This window comes from Burkholderia sp. E168m15, from assembly GCF_016586105.1.
In the GTDB taxonomy this organism is placed as follows: Bacteria; Pseudomonadota; Gammaproteobacteria; order Burkholderiales; family Burkholderiaceae; genus Burkholderia; species Burkholderia orbicola.
The window spans coordinates 1-1,344 of sequence record NZ_BCPO01000238.1 but is presented as its reverse complement, the minus strand read 5'-3'; the positions used below and the strand labels follow the sequence as shown (position 1 = coordinate 1,344).

General features: G+C 60.6%; 1 protein-coding gene. It reads right to left on the bottom strand.

The features are described from left to right. Nucleotides 1-40 precede the first annotated feature (40 nt). Nucleotides 41-1,291, bottom strand: a complete 1,251-nt coding sequence (locus JMF86_RS34845) for an IS256 family transposase (RefSeq protein WP_011544984.1) — start codon at nucleotides 1,289-1,291, stop codon at nucleotides 41-43. Between the last annotated feature and the right edge of the window lie 53 nt (nucleotides 1,292-1,344).

The window sequence follows — 1,344 nt, the reverse complement described above, 5'->3', positions numbered from 1 at the left end:
GGGGGTGTCAGAATTTCCGTGTTCAAGGCGAGTGGAACAATTACACGGAAGGTCGAACGAACCGATCTGCATAAAGGATAGCGAATTGGTTCATGGCCGTCTTCCAGTCATGCGCGGCACTTCCCCAATTTGCGGTGATGTTGCGCAAGGCCAGCCAGATGAGCTTGGTGGCGGCCTCGTCGCTCGGGAAGTGACCACGGGTCTTGATGATCTTGCGCAACTGCGAGTTGATATTTTCAATCGCGTTCGTCGTGTAGATGATCTTGCGCACACCCGGCGGAAACGCAAAAAACGGGATCACGCGATCCCAGGCGTTGCGCCACGCGCTACTGACGGTCGGGAATTTCTGGCCCCACGGACCATCCGCAAACGCATCGAGTTCGGCCTGGGCCGCTTCCGCACTGGGGGCGGCGTAGATCGGTTTGATCGCGGCGGCCAGTCCTCTGCGGTCCTTCCAACTGGCGTAATCGAGGCTGTTGCGGATCAAATGGACGATGCAGGTTTGCAGCGTCGTGGCCGGAAACGCTGCTGCCAGCGCTTCGGGCATGCCCTTCAGTCCGTCAGTGACGGCGATCAGGATGTCGTGAACGCCGCGCGTCTTCAAGTCATTGAACACCTTCATCCAGAACTTGGCGCCCTCGGTATTCTCGATCCACAGGCCCAGGATCTCCCGCGTGCCGTCGGGCAGCACACCCAGCGCCAGGTACACCGCCTTGTTGCGCACGACGGCGTCTTCGCGAATCTTGACCCGCAGTGCGTCGAAAAACACGACCGGATACATTGGCTCGAGCGGCCGGGCCTGCCAGGCGGTTACTTCGGCCATGACCTCGTCGGTGACCGAGCTGATGAAGTCGGGCGAGACCTCAGTGCCGTACTGTTCCAGCAGGAAGCCTTGGATCTCGCGTACGGTCATGCCTCGGGCATACATGGCGACGATCTTGTCGTCGAAGCCCGTGAAGCGCCGTTCGTGCTTGGGAATCAGGATGGGTTCGAAGCTGCCGTCGCGGTCACGCGGCACCTCGATACGGATCGGACCGTCTTCGGTCAGAACCGTCTTGGCCCCTTTGCCGTTGCGCTGATTCGTGGCGTTGGCCGGCTTGGCAGCACCGGGAGGGTAGCCGAGATGATGGTTCATCTCGCCGCCCAGTGCCCGTTCGATCAGCGCCTTCTTGAGCGCCAGCGTCGCGGCATTGATGGCTTCAGCCGTCATCGGACCGTTGCCGAACTGCTCAAGCAGCTCGGCCGGAATCGCCGGCAGAGCCGCCGGCTGGGCTTTCGGTTTGCGAGGCATAAATTCTCCTTGGGAGCATGTTATGCCTTAAACACAAAATTCCTGACAGGCCC